Below are 21,289 nucleotides of genomic sequence, written 5' to 3'. Positions count from 1 at the left end.
GGCGGGCGTCCTCCTTTTGCGTGCTTGCGGCATCATGCCATTGTTTCCCACTATAGCGCGGCAAGCTGAAGCCTTCCTAAAGCGAAGCTGAAAATGATCTTAAAATGCCGCTTGCGTCGGCCCGCTTCGCGAGCTGTTCGCCGCATCTCGGATCCCCGTCGCTCCAAGTCCAATCATCGACCGTTTCTAAGCCATCCTCCGGTACCGTTTCCGCCCCGTCTAACCTTGGGCAGGCAACACTATATCTAGTGGTGGCCTGTTGATAAACACCGCTTGCAAGGATGCCGCTCCAACGATTTCCTCCCCGCATTCGACAATCGTCCACATGCCATCCACACGCCGTCCACAAATGCTCCACATCCCGTCCACAGGCTGTCCACAAGAACGAAAAAAATTCCCAAAATCCCGATTTTCGGGCAGGAATTTCAGAAGTGCCGCAGTGAAAAGGCTTACCGCCGATTGCTACGAAACGGCGCTTTTTGTGTCGAAAAATTTTTCGAATCTAGCAAAGTGGCGCGGTTGCTGGAATGAAGGGTATCATTGCGAGTTTGAGAGGGGGAGAACGATTGACAAACACTATATATTGATATAGATTTAGTTTCGGCCGACTACATATGGTTGAAGTCGAAGCAGACTGTGTATAGCATACTTACGAACAACTTTCGTAGTATCTGTGTATAAGGAGAGAGAATGGCCATGTTGATCGCTTATGATTCCCGTACAGGAAACGTACGAAGATTTGTCGAAAAAGTCCAAGCCCGCTCGGTTCAAATCGATGAAACGATGACGGTGGACGAGCCTTTCGTGCTGATCACCTATACGACCGGATTCGGGCAAGTCCCTGACCGGGTGCAAGCTTTCTTGCGCCGGAATCATGAGCGATTGAAGGGCGTTTGCGCAAGCGGAAACCGAAATTGGGGAGAGGGGTTCGCCAAGAGCGCGGACACTATATCTCGTATGTACGGGGTTCCGGTCTTGCATAAATTCGAGCTCGCCGGCACGGCGAGAGACGTTGAGCGATTTGAACAGGGGGTGCGGGCAGTTGAAGCATATTGAATTGAACAATTTGCTCATGCAGCGCGATGCGGACGGATTTTTTCAGCTGGAGCGCGATCAAGAAGCCGTAGAGGCGTTTATGGAAGAGGTATACCGGAAGAGCGTGGTGTTCACGAGCACGGCCGATAAAGTCCGGTATATGATTGATAACGACTATTACGAGGATCTGTACGAGAAGTATACGGCCGAGGAAGTCGAGGACGTATACCGGATCACGCACGACTACGATTTCCGATTCCCGTCGTATATGGCCGCGTCGAAGTTCTACACGGATTATGCCGTGAAGAGCAACGACCACTCCCTGTACCTCGAGCATTACCCGGACCGCGTGGCGATCGTCGCGCTGCATCTGGGCCGCGGCAACGGCGCCACGGCGCGCACGCTCGCGGCTTCCATGATGGAGCAGCGGCTGCAGCCGGCGACCCCGACGTTCCTGAACGCGGGCAAGAGCCGCCGCGGCGAGATGGTGTCCTGCTTCCTGCTCGAAGCGGACGATTCGCTCAACTCGATCAACTATGTGCTGGCGACGTGCATGCAGCTGTCCAAGATCGGCGGCGGCGTAGCCGTCAACCTGTCCAAGCTGCGCGGGCGCGGCGAATCCATCAAGGGCGTCGAAGGCGCGGCCAAAGGCATCATGCCGGTGCTGAAGCTGATGGAGGACGCGTTCTCCTACGCGGACCAGATGGGTCAGCGCAAAGGCTCCGGCGCGGCGTACTACAACATTTTCGGCTGGGACGTCATGGAGTTCCTCGACAGCAAGAAGATCAACGCGGACGAGAAGTCCCGCATCAAGACGCTGTCGATCGGCCTGATCGTGCCGAACCGCTTCTACAAGCTGGCCGAAGCCAACGAGATGCTGCACGTATTCGCCCCGTACACGGTGTATAAGGCGTACGGCAAGCATCTGGACGACCTGGACATGGACGAGATGTACGACACGCTGCTCGCGGACGACCGCGTCAAGAAGAAAGCGGTTATGAGCGCGCGCGACATGCTCGTGAAGATTGCGACCATCCAGCTCGAATCGGGCTACCCATATATTATGAACAAGACGAACGCCAACGCGGCGCATGCGCTCTCCGGGATCGGACAGATTAAGATGTCCAACCTGTGCACGGAGATCTTCCAGCTGCAGGAGACGTCGGAGATCGGCGACTACGGCACCGAGGACAAGATCCTCCGCGATATCAGCTGCAACCTGGCTTCGCTGAACATCGCGAACGTCATGGAGCACAAGAAGCTGCGCGAATCGGTATTCGAAGGCATGGTCGCGCTGACGGCCGTCAGCGACATGACGACGATCGCGAACGCGCCGGGCGTCGCGAAAGCGAACCGCGAGCTGCACTCGGTCGGTCTTGGCGCGATGAACCTGCACGGTTACCTCGCCAAGAACAAAATCGCCTACGAGAGCGAGGACGCGAAGGAATTCGCCCGCACGTTCTTCATGATGATGAATTTCTATTCCATCGAGAAAAGCATGGAGATCGCGCGCGACACGGGCATCACGTTCGAAGGCTTCGAGAAGTCCGACTACGCGAGCGGCACGTACTTCGACCGTTACGTGGCGACGGACTACCGTCCGACGAGCGAGAAGGTCAAAGGACTCTTCGAAGGCATGGACGTGCCGGGGCCGGAGCAATGGGCGGCGCTGCGCGAGCAAGTGAAGACGCACGGCCTGTACAATGCGTACCGGATGGCGATCGCGCCGACGCAGAGCATCTCGTACATCCAGAACGCGACGAGCAGCGTCATGCCGATCGTCGAGCAGATCGAGACGCGCACGTACGCGAACTCGACGACGTATTATCCGATGCCGTTCATGAACAAGGAGAACTTCTTCTTCTACAAGTCGGCTTACCAGATGGATCAGCTGAAGGTGCTGGACCTGATCGCGGAGATCCAGCCGCACGTCGATCAAGGCATCTCCACGGTGCTCCACGTCAACAGCGACGTGACAACGCGCCAATTGGCCCGTTACTATATCTATGCGGCAAGCAAAGGGCTGAAGTCGCTCTACTATACGCGCACGAACCGCCTTTCGGTGGAAGAGTGCATCAGCTGCGCGGTGTAAACCGCGCAGTTTTACCATGGGAAGGGGAAACACGCATGAGCATGAGAGCTGTCAATTGGAACCGACCGGACGATGATTTCACGATCACCTTCTGGAATCAGAATATTATGCAATTCTGGACCGACGAGGAAATCCCGCTTTCCGACGACAAAATGTCGTGGCTGACGCTGAACGACGCGGAGCGCGAGCTGTACATGAAGGTGCTGGGCGGCTTGACGCTGCTCGATACCGTTCAGGGCGGCGTGGGCATGCCGAAGATTCTCGAGCATGTCGACGGCTTGCAGCGCAAGGCGGTGCTCGGCTTCATGGGCATGATGGAGCAAATCCATGCCAAGTCGTACTCCAGCATCTTCACGACGCTGGCGTCCACGGAAGAGATCGACGGCGTATTCCGCTGGGTCGAGAACAATGAACATCTGCAGCTCAAAGCGGAGACCATTTCCCAGTATTATAAGGACATCGACTCGCCGAAGAGCCTCTACTTGGCGATGGCGGCATCCGTGCTGCTGGAGAGCTACCTATTCTACAGCGGCTTCTTCTACCCGCTCTATTTGGCCGGTCAAGGCAAAATGACGAGCAGCGGCGAGATCATTGACCTGATCCTGCGCGACGAGAGCATCCACGGCCTGTACGTCGGCGTGCTGGCGCAGGAGGTGTTCGCGAAGCTGGACGCGGAGGAGCAGCGCGAGGCGCTCGAGACGTTCCACGGCTTGCTCCAGCTGCTGCACGCGAACGAAGAGAAGTATACGGAGTCGCTCTACGGCACGGTCGGCCTGACCGAGGAAGTGAAGAAGTTCGTCCGCTACAACGCGAACAAGGCGCTCATGAACCTCGGCCTCGATCCGATTTTCCCGGAAGAGGACGTCAATCCGATCGTGTTCAATGGCATCAGCACGCGCACGAAGCAGCATGACTTCTTCTCGAAGAAGGGCAATGGCTATGTGCGGACGATCCACGTCGAGCCGCTGACGGACGACGATTTCCGTTTCTAAACGATAGCTGGCATCCAAGCAGGTCCGCATACCGCCGGCCTTGCTCTCAGACGCTTTCTCCGAAATCGGAGGAAGCGTCTTTATTTTTTTGCAATTGAAACTAGTTCTCAATTCGCAAATCGGCTATAATGGATTGAGAATGAGAATCAATAATGACGGGATGCGACTCCCGATATCGATTTGATCAGGATGCGTAGGCTGTTGGCGGAACTTGCGGAGTATCCCCGGCCTAACGCTGTGGCGCAATAGATGAGAGCGAATGAGAACGAGGTATAGACCGATAACCGGTCGGGAACCAAGGAGGCGCATGAGGGATGGAGAACATGATCGATTACGGCAAGCTGGAGCAGACGTTCGGCATACGCACGAGCTTGCAGGAGCAGGCGCTCATGACAGTGCCGGCGGCGGATTTGCTTCGTCCAGAAGTCGTCCGCGAAGTGCTGGATACGTACGTGCCGCTGCTCCAGGCGGAAGGCCTCGATACGGTGGGCGCGATTTTCGGCAGCACGTTCGGCAGCTTTGCCCAGGGCTATCAAGCAGCGTTGTCGCTCTGGAATCGGCGGCTTCCGGCCTCGCTCGATCAGGTGACGCTTCAGCTCATTTCCATGGGCACCTATTATAAAATCTCGTTCGTCATCGGTACGGATTGCCCGGAGGGCCCGACCGGCGAAGCGGAGCGAGAAGCGTGGGTAACGAATGCGCTGGGCGAATTCTATCACGAGACGATTCTGCCGATCTTCCGCTCGATCGAAGCGGTCTCCGGTATGAATATCGGCCATCTGTGGGGTCAAATGCCTACCTATTCGAACTACTACGTGGAGTATCTGCTTACCACGCTGGAGGACGAAGCGGCGAAGACTCGGCTGTCCCAGGATTACGAGCTGCTCAAGCAGCTGGATCCCGCGCTGCTGGATCGCGCGAAGAACCCGTTCACGGCCAAGCCGAGGTACATTGAAGATATGCGGGACTGCAACAAACAAGTGCGCATGAAGAACGTCTGCTGCATGTATTACAAGACGAGCGCCAAGGAATATTGCTATACGTGTCCGAAGCTGAAGGAGAACGACCGCGAGGCGAAGCGCGAAGCTTACCGCCAAGCGAACGCGGTGGCTGCGAAGTAATCGGGCAGCCGATAACCAATATAAAGTAACGAATCAAAACGCTTGACTGCATCATCCTAAAGAGGGTATCATAACCGAAGCGAATTACCCCCGGCTGGGACGGTATGGTACGGGATCTTCTTAAGGACGAGGTGGACTATGGCTTTAACGGCAACTTCATGGCGCGAGCAGTGGACGATGGATGTGAAAGGCAACGTACTGGCGGGGATGACCGCCACGCTTGCGCTCATCCCGGACTCGCTCGCGTTTTCGTTCATGGCGGGCGTACCGCCGCAGGTCGGCATCTACGCGACGATCTGCATCTTGATTCTTATTACATTCCTGGGCGGTCGGCCCGGGATGATCTCGGCGGCGGCCGGCTCGATGGCGGTTCTGATGCTGACGCTGGTGGAAGAGCATGGGATTCAGTATTTGTTCGCGGCCACGGTGCTGACGGGCGTCATTCAATATTTAATGGGCGTTTTCAAGCTGGGGAAGCTGATGAATTTCGTGCCGCAAGGCGTGCTGATCGGCTTCGTGAACGCGCTTGCGATTCTGATTTTCATGTCGCAGCTGCGTTATTTCAAGGATGCGTCGTGGACGATGTATGCGTTGGCTGCGGCCGCGCTCGCGATTATTTATATTTTGCCGCGTTATTTCAAGGCGATCCCGTCGCCGCTCGTCGCGGTCGTGCTGCTGACATTCGCCGTGTGGGCGACCGGCATGGACGGCGTGGCCCGCGTCGGGGAGATCGACGCGTCGTTGCCGGCGTTCTTGTTCCCGGACGTGCCGCTCAATTGGGAGACGCTGATGATTATTTTGCCCACGTCGTTCTCGCTTGCGATCGTCGGATTCACCGAGACGCTGCTCACGCATAATCTGCTGGACGAGATGACGGGCCAACGGACGGACAAGAACCGCGAGATGCGCGGACAGGGCATCGCGAACTTCGTGGCGGGCTTCTTCGGCGGCATGGCGGGCTGCGCGCTCGTGGCGGAGTCTGTACTGAACGTGAAGATGGGCGGGCGGAACCGATTGTCCACGCTCGTGGCGGCGCTCTTCCTGCTGCTGCTCGTCCTCGTGCTTGGCGACGTGTTGGCCATGGTGCCGATGGCGGCGCTTGTCGGCATTATGCTCATGGTGTGCGTCTCGATCTTCGACTGGAAGTCGATCTTCAAGATGAACCAGGTGCCGGCCAGCGAGACGATCGTCATGCTCATTACGGTCGGGGCCGTCGTGGCCACGCATGATCTGGCGATCGGCGTACTTGTCGGCGTGCTCGTCAGCTTCATCCTCTTCGCGGTGAACGCCTCGCGGATGCAGGTGGGCAGCGAATGGGAAGGTAAGAAACGGACGTATCGCATTCAAGGCCAGTTGTTCTTCGCCTCCGCGGCCGAACTGGAGATGCGCATCGACGATGCGTGCGAAGCGGAAGAGGTTCATATCGATCTGACCGGTACGAAGGTGTGGGATCATACGGCCGAGCTGGCGCTTGCGAAGACCGTCGACCGGTTGACGAAGGCCGGCAAGCGGGTAACCGTCAGCCGTACGGATGGAAGAGCCGCGCAGGCGGCGCAATAAGGGAGCAAGATTGCACATCAGGACTCGGATGACGAGGCGGATGTGCTTTTTTTATATAAGCGCATGTTGTCACATTCAGCGGCTGATGTTCGTCATAGGAGTAAGGGAAGAGATTGCGGATCGGAGCGTGGGGCTTGAATGGAGACGGAACAATTGTACCGCGAGCATCGGGGGATGCTGATCGGACTGGCGTATCGGATGCTGGGGAGCGCGGCGGACGCGGAGGATATCGTGCAGGATACGTTTATCGCGTTCGCTCAAGTACCAGAGGCGAACGTGCGCAGCGCCAAGTCGTATTTGTGCAAAATGGTCGCCAACCGCTGCATCGACAAGCTGCGCGGCAGCGCGAGCAAGCGGGAGACCTACATCGGGCCGTGGCTGCCCGAGCCGGTCATCACGGACGATGGCGGGAGCTTGGAGGGCGATCCGTTAAATCGGTATGTGCACAAAGAGTCGCTGTCCACCGCCTATTTGCTGCTGCTGCAGCAGCTGACTTGGACGGAGCGGGCCGTGTTTCTGCTGCGGGAGGTGCTGGATTTCGAATACGACGAGATCGCGGACGTCGTGGGGAAAAGCAGCGTGAATTGCCGTCAAATTTTCCGGCGGGCCAAACGCAGCATCGGCGAGGCGCCGCTCGCCACGCCGTCGCTGCATGGAAAGACGGCCGAGCTGGTGCTGCGCTTCGCGGAAGCGATGCAGAGCGGCAGCGTGCCGAAGCTGCTCGAGGTGCTGGCCGCGGATGCCGTCATGCGCAATGACGGAGGGGGCAAAATTCTCGCCGCGACGAAGCCGATTCTGGGCGCGGACCGGATTATTCGGTTCTTCCTGGGCATTCAGGCGAAGGCGAAGGGCGCGTACAGCTTCGCGTTCGCGGAAGTGAACGGGCTGGGCGGCATCGTGACGCTCAAGAATGGACGTCCGCATGGCGTCCTGTCGTTCGAGGTGCGCGGCGAGCAGATCGTCAATTTGTTTTATGTGGTTAATCCGGAGAAGTTGGCGCGGCTGCAAGCCGATCACATTCGCCCCATCGCCTAGCGCGAAGGGGTTCTTTTTTTTTGCGCGCTGGTCTTCCGGTCGGCTGCTCGGCCGCCCGGGGTATGCCCGGTGTTCTAGTTGGACGCCTCGAAAAAGTGCCGCGCCCGTGTCACAACCCGTACGTCCCAACCGTCTTGTTAGCAAATGCCGCGATCACGGGGCCGATAAAGGGCGATTTTCGAGATGGGACCCTTCGTCGCCCAGGAGGAAGCTTACGGTATCACCTGGCGTTGGCGATAACGAAAGGATGGATGAAGATGATGGCATATGGCGGTCAGTCGGGCAGGACGGTTGTTATTGGCGGCGGTTTGGCGGGATTAATGGCGGCGGGGTGTTTGGCGAAAGCTGGTGAATCGGTCGTGCTGCTGGAGCGCTCCGATACGCTGGGCGGCAGGGGCATGTCGGTGCGCAAAGGAGGGGCTTTGTTCAATCTCGGGGGGCATGCATTCTACAAAGGCGGCGCCTTCGATCGGGTATTGACCGGCTTGAACGTCAAGGTGACGGGCGCGGCGCCGCCTGCGAACCGCGTGCAGCTGATGTGGGGCGGACGGCTTGTCGGCTTGCCGAAGCTGCTCGCGTCGGGCAGCTGCTTGACGATCCAGGGGAAGGCGAGTCTGGCGGGGCTGTTGTTCAAAATAGGCCGACCTTCTTCCATGCCGGATTCCCGAATGACGCTTCGCGAATATGCCGAACGGATGACGGGCGATCCGTCGGTTCGGCATATCTTGTACGCCTTGCTCCGGACGGCGTCGTACACATTGGATCCGGACCATCAGCTGGCGCAGCCGGTCGTTCGCACACTGCTGCGCTCGTTCAAGGAGGGGCTTCTGTATGTGGATGGCGGTTGGCAGCAGATCGTGGATCAGCTGGCATCGGCGGCCGTTCAGTCGGGGGCGGATCTTCGAACCGGCCAGCGGATTGCGGAAGTCGTCCGGGGCGCCGGCGGCGAAATGGTAACCGGAGTGCGGCTGCAGGATGGCTCCATACTGGAGGCGGATCGGGTGATCATGACGGTGTCCCCGTCGGAATGCGTTCGACTTGTGCCTGATGCAGAGCAGACCGCGCTGCGCCGGTGGAAGGAGGAGGCGCGATCTTCGGCAGTGGCGAGCTTGGATCTGTGCCTGCGCAAACTGCCCGTGCCGGGGCGCCCCTTCGTGCTCGGTATCGATCAACCCCTGTTTTTCTCGAATCATTCGGCTTCGGCTCGGCTGAGCGATGACGGTTCGGTCGTCGTCCATGTGACGAAATACCATGGGACCGAGCCTTCCGATCCGAAGGCGGACGAACGGCTGCTGGAGAACATGATGGACCTTGCCCAACCTGGCTGGCGTAAGGAGCTGATCGCGAGACAATTTTTGCCCCGCATTACGGTCGTCCATGATTATATGCATACGCGCCGTTCACAGAGGAATGTAGGTCCTCATGTGCCTGAGGTGGAAGGACTGTCCGTGGCCGGCGACTGGGCCAGCCACGATGACGAGCTGCTCGCGGATGCCGCGGCGGAGAGCGCGATCCGCGCAGCGGACGCGATTATCGCGAGTCGGCAAGCAGCGGGAAGGCTGCAAGCGATCGGATAGCGAGACGGAGATCGGCGTGCGGGGCGTATGGCCAAGGCATGCTCCTAGCGTCGCATCGCGGGGAGTAGGTGAACCAAAAAAGGCCGTTCTGCCATTGCGGCGGAGAACGGCCTTCTTACTTTTGCGTATCAGACGACACCGAGACGGGTTCAGCGTCTAGGGTACAGTGGATAGTCGACTTTGGAAGGGACTTCGATCAGCAGCAGGCGAAGCGATTCTTCCGCACGGGCGGTAAACTCGATCTCATGTGTGCGTTCGGCTCGTTGGACGAGGAAATCGCGATGAGCGAAGGCGGATGGCGCGCTCGATTCGTCGACAATGTCGACCTGACCGCCGCCCCGGATCGCCAAGGTCGTAAGCGTCCGGTCTTTCGGCACCGTATGGGTAATCGTGCGGCCTGGTTGCACCTCGACATCCCACATGCGCGCATCGGCCACGAGCTCGATCGGAGAAGTCTCCCCGAGCACCGTTTTCCTCGTGTAGCCGTCGCCTTCCTCCAGCGGGAATCGCTCATGCTCGACTTGGGTATAGGTCGGCTGGCGAAGGAGCGCAAGACGGATGTGCGGCTCGAACCAGATTTGGAACGCCTCCATTTCGGGACCGAGGAAACGCTCCTCGTGACTGACGCCGGATCCGGTCTGCATCACTTGGGCGCCGCCTGCGCCGACCGTGCTTTGCGTGCCGAGCGTATCACCGTGCTGCGCCTGGCCCTTCGTCACGTAAGTCATGATTTCGAAGCCTTGATGAGGGTGGAGCGGAATCGCGCCTTCGCCGGATGCGGTCGCCCAAGCCCAGTAGAAGAGCGGGCCGATACCTTTCATAACCGAGCCTTCACCGGGAAAGCCGATCGGCTTCTGCTCCACAATTTTGCCGTTATCGAACGAGCCTTTCCCCTGCAGCGCCGGTCCGTAGATCATTGTTTGCATGATGCACGCCTCCTTATTCAGATCGATTATGACTAGGATACCTTACAAGACCGAGTAGCTGCCAGCGCCAATCAAGGCCAGACCGAGGAGAGCGGCAATCAACACAAGGTTGTATTCCATCCCGTTCTGCGTCGCCCACAGTCCATTCTTGCCGTGGACGGTCGCGATGGCGCCGATCATCGTGGCGATCAGAATAGCCGATCCGAGCGGAAGCCATAAGCCTGATGCAACGAGCAAGCCGCCGAGGAGTTCAGCCAGACCAACCGCGATCGCCATGGGCACGCCAGGTTTGACGCCGATTGAATCGAGCCAGCCGCCCGTGCCTTTAATGCCGTAACCGCCGAACCAGCCGAACAGCTTTTGGGCGCCATGCAAGGCGAAGAGAATACCGATAACCAGACGAATAAGAAGCAGACCAAGATCCATGTTCATTGTAATAACCTCCATTATTTTAAGTTAAGTTTCTTTAAATTAAGATATTAGTGCTTGTAAAAGCTGCCGTTGAGGCGCTATGGCAGCTGTTGTTCTTGCGCGGCGCGTCCCAGCTTCTTCAGCAAGGCGGCGGCTTGGAGCCGTTCTTCGTGCGTCAATCCGTTTAACGCTCGTTCCAGGACGCGCTCGTGTTTCGGGAACACCTCGTCTAAGAAGGCACGGCCTTTCTCGGTAATCTCCGCAAAGATGACGCGACGGTCGGAAGGGCTGGACTTGCGCCGGACGTATTCCTTTTTCTCGAGCTTATCGACGACGTAAGTAATATTCCCGCTGGACATGAGCACCTTATCGCCGATCTGCTGCAAGGGCATTTCGCCTTTATGATAGAGCACGTCGAGCACGCCGAACTCGGTCGTATTCAAGCCGTAGCTTCGGATATCCGCGGCCGCATGAGCGCTAACCGATTGGAACGACCGGGAGAGGACGATGAATAAGCGAAGCGCGCTGTCTAATTCCGCATCCCGTTGTTCGTTCATGATGGGCACCTCCTCACAATTCTTTATATCAAGTATCTTGATTTAAAGATAAATGATTTTGACGACAATGTCAACCGTTTATTTTAAAAAGTTCATCTAGATAGGAGCCAACCGCAGGCCAGCTCCGTGTTTCTTCTAATAAATATGATGCACAATATCTTCGAAGTTCGGTTCCTCCATATGAATGTCCTCGATTTCGCCGAGCGTCTCGAGTAATCGCAGCGCCTCCATCGCGCTCATTTTTTCCCGGTTACAGGTGGCAACGACGGTGCGGCCATCGACTTCTTTAATGTTGAGGGTTTGCAGCACGCTTGGATTCACGGCGATCTCGCCTCGATAGGTAACGGACATCAACGTGGGCAGTCCGATCCGGCGGCGAAGTTCGGGAATCGTACCGTCGAAGCTCAGCGCGCCTTCATTAATGACGATCACGCGGCTGCACAACTGCTCGATATCATCCATGTCGTGGGTGGTGAGCAGAATGGTTTTGCCGAGCTCTCGGTTGATTTGCCGCAGGAACCCCCGAATGTTTTTCTTGGCGGTCACGTCCAGCCCGATCGTCGGTTCATCGAAGAACAGAATGTCCGGATCGTGCAGCAGTGCGGCGGCTATATCGGCCCGCATGCGCTGGCCAAGCGAGAGCTTGCGGACGGGCGTCGTCATAAAGGCATCCAGCTCAAGCAGCTCGGCGAGCAGCCCCATGCGATCCCGTTGACGCTTCGGCTCTATGCCGTACATCGCCGCTAGAATGTCGAACGAGTCCACCGTCGGCAAATCCCACCATAATTGCGTGCGCTGCCCGAAGAGTACGCCCAGCTTGCGAGCGACGGCGCGTCTGTGGCGATGCGGGCTTAGCCCGTCGATTTGCACGGAGCCGGAAGTCGGATGCAGAATGCCGGCCAGCATTTTGATCGTCGTGGATTTGCCGGCGCCGTTAGGACCGATATACCCGACGAATTCGCCCTTCGGAATCGAGAAGGAGATGTCCGACACGGCATATTTGACCCTGTAGTCTCGCGACAGCAGCGTTCGTATGCCGCTAAATCGGCCTTCCTTTGGCACGGTCTGACGGAATTGCTTCGTTAAGTTCGATACGGTAATCATGCGTGGCCTCCTTGATCGATCAATCGCTAAGTATCGTACTCGGCTAACTGCCTGTACTTTGATAACGGGTTAAGCCGATGCGCCATAGTGCCCATCCTGCGCCCAGCACAGACAGGGCGACCCCGACGGCTGCCGCAAGGAGCCACCAACCGCCTTGTCCGCGGAGAATATAGAGCGCCGGCATATAGTTGGCGAAGGCGATCGGAATGAGGCTAAGCAGCAAACCTTGCATCCATTTGGGGTAAATCGTCAATGGGTATTGCGCGGCCGTTCGCGAGGCATCTTCCGTAATGTTCTGGAGCACTTCGATGCGCGTGATCCAAAATCCGACCGAAGCGGTCGCAAGGCCGATGCCGAACATCAACACCGCGCCGGAGAAGATAGCGATGAGCGTAAGCGGCAGGGATGCAAAACCGATTTGCCCACTCGCGATCAGTCTGTGCATCGACCAGACGAGGATGACGAATCCTTGTACGAGTTCGCCGAAGCGGATGGAGACGTTCAGCGTCATCAAGCCGAGCAGCACGGGGACAGGACGAAGCAGCAAGCCGTCGAGATCGCCGCTGACCAAATATTTCTCCAGGTGGTGCACATCGGAGGCGAAGGTGCGGTATAACGTTCTGGCCAGATGCAGCACCGCATACAAATAACCCGATTCCGCGAGGCTCCACCCCTGAATGTGTCCGAACTTATGGAGAATGACGGCCAGCATGGCGAATTCGACCGCGCTAATGAAGGCGGACATGATCGAAGAGAACCAGAAATTGAATTTATACTGCATGCGGCTTCGCAAGCTGGAGGCCACGAGCAGGCGGTATATTCGCCATGTATTCATCCGCCCTGCACCTCGACTTTCCGTCTCATCAATCCGGTCATGGCTAAGCACAGCAACGTAAGCCCCGCGGCCCACGCGCATGCGGCGAAGAGCGCATCCGCTTGTTCGAGACCGAGGTAGATTTTTGCCGGGATATAATGAAGAAACGGATAGAAGGAGGCACCGCTCACCGATTGCAGCCAGCTGGGCAGCCAGTCGACCGGGATCAGGAAACCGGATAACAGCTGGCTGAGCGCGAAGTTCACCCAATACAGCCAGTGTGATTCCGTTGTCCATAGCGCAGCGGCGCCGATCAGATAATTGATGCAAATCGAGATATATGCGCCTGTCAGGAGCGCGACAGCTGTCCATGCGATCGTGGCCCAAGAACCGGGAACATGAAGCGGGAACACGATGAAGTAGAGGAGATAGATCGGGATGAATTTATACGTGAGTTGATACGCGATTTGACCCCATTCTTTGCTCATGGACTGATAGAACAAATGCGCAGGGCGCATCAAGTCGGTGGCGATCTGTCCGGTCCGGACGGATTGCCCGATGCCCAAGCCGTTCGTCAAGAAGGAGGTGACCCAAAGACTGCATTGATTGAACGCGACGTAACTAATCATGCCGTTTACGCCGTATTCGCCAAGCGAATTATCATCGGCAATCCCTACCCAGATGTAAATGTAGATGAAGCCGAATAAGCAGCTGGCGATATTGTGAATCATGTGGGAACTTCGGTACTGCAGATTGCGCAAATACGATTTGCGCGCCAAAACGAGGAACAGCATGGTCCACCTCTTTCATCAGATGCTGCGGGAGCGGGGTAACGGCGCCGGTCCCTGCGCGGATGCGGTGGTGAAATGCGTAAAATCAGCGGAACGTTATCATAACCTAATGCGGCTGTTGGTTCAACCTTTATTTTACAAGGAATGCACGCCTACGTTGCTATATATAATAGAAGTGATTTTTTTGGTAGGGAATGAATAAGACCGCTTCGTAAGAAGCGGTCTTGGTCTATTCGTGTCTCATTAATGTTGCAGATCCGAGCCGATCGTGCCGCCCGCCGAACCGGCGTGCTGAAGCTTCTGGACGTTGATCGGCGCAGGTACTTCGTTGCCGCCTTCGAACTGATGCTTCACCAGCTGGTTGAATGAATCATGCCATGGGGCAAGCGGTCGGCCGGCCCACGCTTCTTGCGCATACTGGACGAGATGGTTGACGAACTCCTGATTGGCCGAGATATGCACCTCTTGCACCGTCGGTGCTATGCGGCGGATCTGGACGGCTATCGTTTGTTTGAGCTCGCTCGATATTTGGTTGTGGTCGTTAACCGTGAAGTAAGAATTGTAAGGGCCCGCAATGCGCTGGTTATTCCAATAAGGACTGCCATTATCTACATTATATACGCCTTCGTTGGAGCCTGTATTGTCTTGTTCCCTTGAACCCGCGCCGCCTGTCTTCTTCGTGCCGGTCGCAGTCCAATCGAGCGTCATGCCGACATACGCGTTTTTATCGGTCAGGAATACGAGCGCGGCCGCAACTCCGTTAATGTTGGAGACGTCGGCGGAGAGGATGGAGCTGTATTCGACCCAGTGGTTGTCGTGCTGGTACGGATTGGCGGTAGCGGCGCCGTACATGCGGCTGCCGAGCATCTTCGGATCGCTCTTTTGCTTCGTTCCGTAATCGTAGGTGCTGTTTTGCACGTATCGCTTGTACCCGCAGCCGCTCAAGCCGGGACCGAACGCGAGGGCAAGGACGATTAGAGGCACGAGCGTCCTCCGCAAATACTCCCTGGTCATAATCAGTTTCTCCTTCCGTATCGGATTGTTCTTATGATGAGCCAGGCCAATCGAAATATGCGCGGGCGTCCCATACATAAAGACCCATGGTTTTGGAGCACAATGAAGGATAGTGATACGGGTTTTCGGAGGTGCAAAACCTTTGAAAACAGTCAAATTGCAAATATGACAGCTTTGAGAACAATGTGTGAACTCACATTGACAAAAAGCACCTCCAACTTTATATTAATTAAAGTGATTAGATTGCGGAAGTTGTCTACACAGCTAGGTATTTCACGCAGTAGGTCGTTTTTTTTTGCCATCACGGCCGAAGCGAAAACGTCAAAAGTGGGGTTGATTGATGATGAATCGGTGGCACGTTCTAAAACGGCTCATGCCGCTTCTTGCCGGAATGGTGTTGCTGCTGTCAGCATGCGGACGAGCTGACCTGTCGACACTAAGACCGCAAGGACCGGTTGCCGAAGAACAATTCGGACTAATGAAACTGTCCATCACGATCATGATTTTGGTTGTCATTGTCGTGTTTGCAATCGCGCTCTACGTAATTATTCGATTCCGCCGTCGCCCAGGCGACAAAACGGTTCCGGTCCAGGTGGAGGGCAACCATAAGCTAGAGGTCATTTGGACGGTCATTCCGATTATCCTGCTGATCATCCTCGGTGTGCCTACGATCAAGACCGTTTTCGGCCTTGCAGAAGATTACACCAAAGATCCAAACGCGGTACAAGTCAAAGTAACGGCTCACCAGTACTGGTGGGAGTTCGAGTATCCTACATACGAAATCAAAACAGCCCAAGAATTGCTCATTCCGGATGACGCGGTCATCTCGATCGAAGCAAAGACGGCTGACGTGCTTCACTCGTTCTGGATTCCTTCGCTGGCGGGCAAGATAGATACGAACCCGGGCGGCAACGTGAATATCATGTACTTCGAAGCACCGAAACAAGGCGTATATCTTGGTAAGTGCGCCGAGCTTTGCGGACCTTCCCATTCCTTGATGGACTTTAAAGTCAAGGTCGTGGATCGCGCATCGTTCGAACGGTGGGTAGCAGCTCAGAAATCTCCGGTAGCGCTTCCGGCCGACCAAGAAATCGCAGACTTGCTCACGAATCAGTGCTTGTCCTGCCATGCGGTAGGCGATAAAGGCGGTCTCATGTATCCGAACCTGACGGGTATCGGCAGCCGCGAATCGGTAGCAGGCATTCTGATCAACACGGACGATCCGAAGTATGCCAACGAAGGCTCGGTGGAAGAGAACTTGAAAGCTTGGATCAAAGATCCACAAGGAATCAAACCGGGTTCGTTAATGCCGAAGGTCGAAATGTCCGAGCAGCAGTTGGATGCGATTGCGAAATACTTGGCCGATCTGAAGCTTGATTATTAATACTGGCGGATTAAGGGGGTACCTACTTTGGCTCATGGACATGCGGTCAAACGTTACAGCGGTCTGATGGACTGGCTGACGACGGTTGACCATAAGAAAATAGGCATTCTGTATTTGATCGCCGGCGGTTTCTTCTTCCTGGTCGGCGGCCTGGAAGCACTTCTAATCCGGGTTCAACTATGGAAGCCGCTCAATGACTTCGTTGGTGCCGATACATACAACGAACTTCTTACGATGCACGGCACGACGATGATCTTCTTGGCTGCAATGCCGCTGTTGTTCGCGCTTATGAACGCGATCGTGCCGCTCCAGATCGGCGCGCGCGACGTCGCGTTCCCGTTCGTGAACGCGCTTGGCTTCTGGACATTCTTCTTTGGCGGCGTGCTGCTGAACGTCAGCTGGTTTACGGGCGGAGCGCCGGATGCCGGTTGGACGTCGTACGCACCGCTTTCGACTACGACATTTAGCTCCGACAAAGGCGTCGATTACTACGTGCTCGGTCTTCAGATCGCGGGTATCGGTACGCTCGTCGGCGGTATCAACTTCTTGGCGACGATCATTAACATGCGCGCGCCAGGCATGAGCTTTATGCGGATGCCGATGTTTACATGGACGGCGTTCATTACATCCGCGCTGATCCTGTTCGCTTTCCCGGCACTGACCGTTGGTCTGGTTGCCTTGATGTTCGACCGTCTCTTTAGCGGTAACTTCTTTGAAGTTTCCAACGGCGGTAACGCCGTGCTATGGGAGCACATTTTCTGGATTTTCGGTCACCCTGAGGTTTACATCCTCATTTTGCCGGCATTCGGCGTCATTTCTGAGGTTATCAGTACGTTCTCCCGCAAGCGCCTGTTCGGTTACAGCTCGATGGTATTTGCGACCGTGCTGATCGGCTTCCTTGGCTTCATGGTTTGGGCGCATCACATGTTCACCGTCGGTCTCGGACCGGTAGCGAACGCGTTGTTCTCGATCGCCACGATGTTGATCGCGGTTCCAACCGGTATCAAGATCTTCAACTGGCTGTTCACGATGTGGGGCGGCTCGATCAAATTCACGACGGCCAACCTGTTTGCCGTAGGCTTCGTACCTACGTTTGTCATGGGCGGCGTCACGGGCGTCATGCTTGCGGCTGCGCCGGCGGACTTCCAGTACCATGACTCCTACTTCGTCGTTGCCCACTTCCACTACGTTATCGTAGGCGGTTTGATCCTGGGTATCTTCGCGGGTCTGTTCTACTGGTGGCCGAAGATGTTCGGCCGCATGCTGCATGAAGGCTGGGGCAAACTTTGCTTCTGGACATTCTTCATCGGTTTCCACCTGACGTTCTTCGTCCAGCACTTCCTTGGTCTGATGGGCATGCCACGTCGCGTTTGGCAGTACCTGGACGGCCTTGGCTTCAATAACTTGAACTTGATTAGTACGATCGGCGCTATGCTCATGGGTCTTGGCACCGTGTTCTTCCTCATCAACGTTGTCATCACGGCGTTCAAACCGCGCGATGCGGCGAACGATCCGTGGGAAGACGGCCGTACGCTGGAGTGGACGATTTCCTCGCCAGCGCCTGAGTACAACTTTGCACAGACTCCGCTCGTACGCGGTTATGATGCATACTGGAAAGAGAAAATGGAAGGCAAGAAGGCCATGACGCCGGCAGAACCGCTCGGACCGATCCATATGCCTTCGCCATCGATTCTTCCTTTCGTGATGTCGGTAGGATTATTCATTGCAGGTTTCGGTTTGATGTATCACTGGCATGTGCTTACGATCGCAGGTCTGGGGATTACGCTGCTCTGTATGTTCCTCCGCTCGGTGTACGATGACCATGGCTTCCATATCGAGCCAGACGAGCTGCAAGATAAGGGGGTAAAAGGATGAGCGCATCGCACGTAGAAGGCAAATTGCCTCATGAGCCTGAGAAGGCAACCCTGGAAGGCCGTAATAAAGTACTTGGCTTCTGGCTGTTTCTTGGCGGCGAGACGGTCCTGTTCGGTACCCTGTTCTCCGCATTCCTAGCCCTTCGCCATCAAGTCGGCGACGGCAACCCAACGGCCGATGAGCTCTTCAAGCTCTCGACCGTTGCGATCGCGACCGCGATCCTGCTGGTGTCCTCGCTTACGAGCGTGTTCGCGATTCAAGCGATGCATCGCAACCAAGTGAAAGCCATGCTGAACTGGTTGATTATTACCGTAGTACTGGGTTTCGGCTTCCTTGGCCTCGAGATTTACGAGTTCTATGAGTATGTGCACGAGGGACATAAGTTCTCGACTAGCGCATTTAGTACCTCATTCTACACGCTCGTCGGTTTCCACGGCGCGCACGTATTGTTCGGCGTCTTGTGGATCACCTTGCTGATTATCCAGATTTCGACCAAGAAAGGTCTGACGGTCGTTACCGCGCCGAAAGTATACGTCGCCGGTATGTACTGGCACTTTATCGACGTCGTATGGGTATTCATCTTCACCGTCGTGTACCTGATGGGAAAGGTGGGCTAATCAATGGCAAATCATCATTCCGCTGCGGAAGAGCATGGCAAACGCCATAAGCATGAAGGCCCGCAGAAGCATATCGTAGCGTTTATCTTCTCGGTCGTGCTGACGGTCATCGCATTCGCGATGGTCGCAGCGGGCGAGATCAACTCGACATTTGTCTATATCATGCTGCTGGTCATGGCCGTCATTCAAGTGTTTATCCAGATGTCGTTCTGGATGCACATGAAGGACCGCGGACATTTGTATCCGATTATCGCGATTCTAACCGGCGTGTTCGTCGTTTTGACAATTGTCGTTATGGCCGAGTATTGGACTTGGTGGTAAAATCGAATGAGGGAGAGGGAGGTCTTTTCGACTCCCTCTTTTGTCGTACGTAATGTAAGTTACCGAAAGGGGAGTTCAACTGGGCGTGCTAGGCTTACAATATTTCAGCTTTGAAGAGTTGTGGAGTCCCATGTTCTTCTTCTTGATGGCTGCGCTGGTGCTGCTCTATTTCTATATCGCCGGACCATGGCGATTGAAGCATCAACCCGATGAGCCGCCTGTAACGGCCGGACAGAAGACATGGTTCGTCAGCGGCGCGATCCTGTTCTATCTCGCACAGGGAGGACCGATCGATCTGCTGGGCCATATGATGTTTTCGTTCCATATGGCAAGCATGTCCCTCTCTTATCTCATTGTGCCGCCAATCATTATGCTTGGTGTACCGGTATTTATGTGGCGACTCATGTTCCGGGCTTCGTTCTGGAAGCGGTTGAGTTTCTTGATGAATCCGATCTTGACGCTGTTGGCATTCAACGTCCTGTTCTCGGTCTATCACTTCCCGGTCGTGCATGACTTTGTCATGACCCACTTCTTCGTGCACCGTGTCTATTACGTCGTCCTGCTCATTTCGGCGTTCATGATGTGGTGGCAGATTGCGGGGCCGGTGCCGGAGTGGAACCGTCTGGCCGATGTACGCAAGATGGCTTACATATTCGCGAACGGTCTTCTGTTGACGCCTGCTTGCGCGTTAATTATCTTTGCCGGCGCCCCAATGTACGCCACCTATAACGATCCCGAGATTTGGGCGTACGCCATGGGATATTGCGTTGGCGGCGATGTATCCACCCTGCTAAGCCAGTTCAGCGGCCCGACGTTCTTTAATCTCATGGGCGCGCTCGAAGATCAGCAGACGGGCGGCATTATTATGAAGCTCGTGCAGGAATTCATGTACGGCGGCATTTTGATTTACGTGTTTAAACAATGGTACAAGCGCGAGCATGCCGATGATGTGGATACGGAGGATACGGGCAGCGGCAGGCTCGATCCGGCAGGCGCGAACACGTAAAATCCGCTTTGGCGGCATCGCTCGCGGATAGGGCGTGTTCTCCGCTTTCCGCGGGCAAGTATACATGCAAGAAGTTGGCGGATGAGTAAGGGCTCCTCCGCCCGCAGGAACACAACAGGATTGATCAATGAATTGGTGGGATGTGCAAGTGTCGATTTATACGTTATTTCCGACGATCAGCACGACGTTCATCGTGATAAGCGCCGTGCTCGTCGCGATCGGGTGGAACCTGGCCATCAAGCGCAGGCTGGATGCGCACAAGAAGGTCATGCTTGCGGGCGCCGTGTTCGCGACCTTGTTCTTCATCGTGTATTCGTCGCGGACGATCTTCGTCGGCAACACGGTGTGGGGCGGTCCGGACAGCCTGGAGCCGTATTACAGGGTGTTCCTTATTTTCCACATCGTCTTGGCCACGGTTGCCGCCGTGTTCGGGATTTCGACCCTCGTATTGGGGTTCAAAGAGCGGTTCGCCAAACACCGGAAAATCGGACGCGTCACGTCGATCATGTGGTTTTTCACGGCGGTGACAGGCGTGGCCGTATACGTTCTGCTGTACGTCATGTATCCGGGCGGCCATACGAAGCCGATGCTGGACGCTATTTTTGGCTTATCATAGGACAGACAAGCGGTACCCCACGGGTGCTGCTTTTTTTATGCGAGAATAGACTGTAACTAGGGGAGAGACGTCTAGCTGCCTCCAGATATTAAAACACACCTGCCAATCAAAATGCCCTTTCGCCGTTAATTGTTGTTCGCGCGCTATGAAGCAACTTCTGTCAGAAGCTGAAATGATACCGTTTACATCAAGCGACGCCCGTGATAACATAGTATGTAGAATTTGTGCAAACGTTTGTACAACATGAGGCGCGTGATTTCGCCAAAGGTCTATATGATACGCTAAATGCGACGAAATAAGCCTGGAATGGGTAGGTTTTTGTCGCATTTTGTGCAAACGTTTGTGCAAACGAAGAGCGATAAGCAAAGAGAGGGGGTTGAACTCGGAGTAGAGGCGCCATGAAAGTGTGATTGTCTCGCAGGCTGCATAGATAGAACGAGC

The 21,289-nt window shown here is 55.8% G+C and carries 20 protein-coding genes; 13 read left to right on the top strand and 7 right to left on the bottom strand.

Features of this window, described 5'->3' with window-relative positions; all coding sequences use genetic code 11:
• Positions 1-696: 696 nt before the first annotated feature.
• The 7 genes from nrdI to ACFSKT_RS16135 all read left to right on the top strand — a co-directional run bounded on the left by nrdI (position 697) and on the right by ACFSKT_RS16135 (position 9,412).
• Positions 697-1,056, top strand: a complete 360-nt coding sequence (nrdI, locus tag ACFSKT_RS16165) for a class Ib ribonucleoside-diphosphate reductase assembly flavoprotein NrdI (protein WP_377717920.1) — start codon at positions 697-699, stop codon at positions 1,054-1,056.
• Complete coding sequence (gene nrdE / locus ACFSKT_RS16160) at positions 1,043-3,127, top strand: class 1b ribonucleoside-diphosphate reductase subunit alpha (protein WP_377717919.1); 2,085 nt, start codon at positions 1,043-1,045, stop codon at positions 3,125-3,127. The genes nrdI and nrdE overlap by 14 nt, the downstream gene beginning before the upstream one ends.
• Before the next feature lie 41 nt (positions 3,128-3,168).
• Entirely contained in the window at positions 3,169-4,119 is a 951-nt protein-coding gene (gene nrdF / locus ACFSKT_RS16155; RefSeq protein WP_377717984.1) for a class 1b ribonucleoside-diphosphate reductase subunit beta, read from the top strand.
• A 314-nt stretch (positions 4,120-4,433) separates the two neighbouring features.
• Complete coding sequence (locus ACFSKT_RS16150; RefSeq protein WP_377717918.1) at positions 4,434-5,240, top strand: (2Fe-2S)-binding protein; 807 nt, start codon at positions 4,434-4,436, stop codon at positions 5,238-5,240.
• Between the two features lie 138 nt (positions 5,241-5,378).
• Positions 5,379-6,800, top strand: coding sequence for a SulP family inorganic anion transporter (locus ACFSKT_RS16145; RefSeq protein ID WP_377717917.1), 1,422 nt, complete (start codon positions 5,379-5,381; stop codon positions 6,798-6,800).
• A gap of 138 nt (positions 6,801-6,938) precedes the next feature.
• Complete coding sequence (locus ACFSKT_RS16140) at positions 6,939-7,835, top strand: RNA polymerase sigma-70 factor (RefSeq protein ID WP_377717916.1); 897 nt, start codon at positions 6,939-6,941, stop codon at positions 7,833-7,835.
• A gap of 257 nt (positions 7,836-8,092) precedes the next feature.
• The gene (locus tag ACFSKT_RS16135; RefSeq protein ID WP_377717915.1) at positions 8,093-9,412 is read left to right on the top strand and encodes a phytoene desaturase family protein; all 1,320 of its coding nucleotides are present in this window, start codon (positions 8,093-8,095) and stop codon (positions 9,410-9,412) included.
• A 149-nt stretch (positions 9,413-9,561) separates the two neighbouring features.
• Here the strand turns inward: ACFSKT_RS16135 and ACFSKT_RS16130 are convergent, their stop codons facing one another.
• The 7 genes from ACFSKT_RS16130 to ACFSKT_RS16100 form a co-directional block, all read right to left on the bottom strand.
• On the bottom strand, positions 9,562-10,338 hold the full coding sequence (locus ACFSKT_RS16130; RefSeq protein WP_377717914.1) for a pirin family protein: 777 nt from the start codon (positions 10,336-10,338) through the stop codon (positions 9,562-9,564).
• Between the two features lie 42 nt (positions 10,339-10,380).
• The gene (locus ACFSKT_RS16125) at positions 10,381-10,764 is read right to left on the bottom strand and encodes a DoxX family protein (RefSeq protein WP_377717983.1); all 384 of its coding nucleotides are present in this window, start codon (positions 10,762-10,764) and stop codon (positions 10,381-10,383) included.
• Between the two features lie 83 nt (positions 10,765-10,847).
• Positions 10,848-11,306, bottom strand: coding sequence for a MarR family winged helix-turn-helix transcriptional regulator (locus ACFSKT_RS16120; RefSeq protein WP_377717913.1), 459 nt, complete (start codon positions 11,304-11,306; stop codon positions 10,848-10,850).
• 135 nt (positions 11,307-11,441) lie between these two features.
• On the bottom strand, positions 11,442-12,410 hold the full coding sequence (locus ACFSKT_RS16115; protein WP_377717912.1) for an ABC transporter ATP-binding protein: 969 nt from the start codon (positions 12,408-12,410) through the stop codon (positions 11,442-11,444).
• A gap of 43 nt (positions 12,411-12,453) precedes the next feature.
• Positions 12,454-13,245, bottom strand: a complete 792-nt coding sequence (locus tag ACFSKT_RS16110) for an ABC transporter permease (protein ID WP_377717911.1) — start codon at positions 13,243-13,245, stop codon at positions 12,454-12,456.
• Positions 13,242-14,018: an ABC transporter permease gene (locus tag ACFSKT_RS16105; RefSeq protein WP_377717910.1), complete on the bottom strand. Its 777-nt coding sequence runs from the start codon at positions 14,016-14,018 to the stop codon at positions 13,242-13,244. Before ACFSKT_RS16105 ends, ACFSKT_RS16110 begins: the two co-directional genes overlap by 4 nt.
• Before the next feature lie 240 nt (positions 14,019-14,258).
• Entirely contained in the window at positions 14,259-15,029 is a 771-nt protein-coding gene (locus ACFSKT_RS16100) for a hypothetical protein (RefSeq protein ID WP_377717909.1), read from the bottom strand.
• Positions 15,030-15,369: 340 nt separating this feature from the next.
• Between ACFSKT_RS16100 and coxB the strand changes: the two genes are divergently transcribed.
• The 6 genes from coxB (at position 15,370) to ACFSKT_RS16070 (ending at position 20,848) form a co-directional block, all read left to right on the top strand.
• Positions 15,370-16,413: a cytochrome c oxidase subunit II gene (gene coxB / locus ACFSKT_RS16095; RefSeq protein ID WP_377717908.1), complete on the top strand. Its 1,044-nt coding sequence runs from the start codon at positions 15,370-15,372 to the stop codon at positions 16,411-16,413.
• 66 nt (positions 16,414-16,479) lie between these two features.
• Positions 16,480-18,288: a cytochrome c oxidase subunit I gene (gene ctaD / locus ACFSKT_RS16090; RefSeq protein WP_377717982.1), complete on the top strand. Its 1,809-nt coding sequence runs from the start codon at positions 16,480-16,482 to the stop codon at positions 18,286-18,288.
• On the top strand, positions 18,285-18,905 hold the full coding sequence (locus ACFSKT_RS16085) for a cytochrome (ubi)quinol oxidase subunit III (protein ID WP_377717907.1): 621 nt from the start codon (positions 18,285-18,287) through the stop codon (positions 18,903-18,905). The genes ctaD and ACFSKT_RS16085 overlap by 4 nt, the downstream gene beginning before the upstream one ends.
• Positions 18,906-18,908: 3 nt before the next feature.
• Positions 18,909-19,226 (top strand): cytochrome C oxidase subunit IV family protein, encoded by a 318-nt coding sequence (locus ACFSKT_RS16080; protein ID WP_148932095.1) that lies wholly within the window; start codon positions 18,909-18,911, stop codon positions 19,224-19,226.
• Between the two features lie 85 nt (positions 19,227-19,311).
• A complete protein-coding gene (ctaG, locus tag ACFSKT_RS16075) occupies positions 19,312-20,232 on the top strand; it encodes a cytochrome c oxidase assembly factor CtaG (RefSeq protein WP_377717906.1) in 921 nt (306 codons plus the stop codon).
• 148 nt (positions 20,233-20,380) lie between these two features.
• Complete coding sequence (locus ACFSKT_RS16070; RefSeq protein ID WP_377717981.1) at positions 20,381-20,848, top strand: DUF420 domain-containing protein; 468 nt, start codon at positions 20,381-20,383, stop codon at positions 20,846-20,848.
• The last annotated feature ends 441 nt before the right edge of the window (positions 20,849-21,289 follow it).

Source organism: Paenibacillus xanthanilyticus (genome assembly GCF_042682185.1).
Classification (GTDB): domain Bacteria; phylum Bacillota; class Bacilli; order Paenibacillales; family Paenibacillaceae; genus Paenibacillus_Z; species Paenibacillus_Z xanthanilyticus.
This window is presented reverse-complemented; position numbering and strand designations above follow the sequence as displayed.